The 314-nt window shown below is 56.1% G+C and carries 1 pseudogene; it reads left to right on the forward strand.

The features are described from left to right. Window positions 1-198 precede the first annotated feature (198 nt). Window positions 199-314: pseudogene (locus tag EN853_RS33485) on the forward strand (response regulator); the annotation flags it as partial.

The following is a 314-nucleotide window of genomic DNA, read 5'->3' on the forward strand; positions in this document are numbered from 1 at the left end:
GTAACGGCAAGCATCGCTTGCGGCAAGCCTCCGTTCTCTCCCTTGCAGCGTCCGAAGATGGAATTGGTGCAGCTTTTCCAACCTCCGGTTTCCGTTTCGTCAATGATATTGGGCTAGAGTGGAAAAGGGTTGGGTGCGGTCCGAAGGGGACGCATTGCGATGGTCCTCGCCTTGGAGGGCGATCGAGACGGGAAATTGATGGCTAAGAAGGTCATGATCGTCGAGGACAATGAGCTCAACATGAAGCTCTTTCGTGACCTCATCGAAGCCAGCGGTTACGAGACGGTTCGCACGCGCAATGGGCTGGAGGCGCT

It is taken from the genome of Mesorhizobium sp. M1C.F.Ca.ET.210.01.1.1 (assembly GCF_004791585.1).
Taxonomy (GTDB): Bacteria; Pseudomonadota; Alphaproteobacteria; order Rhizobiales; family Rhizobiaceae; genus Mesorhizobium.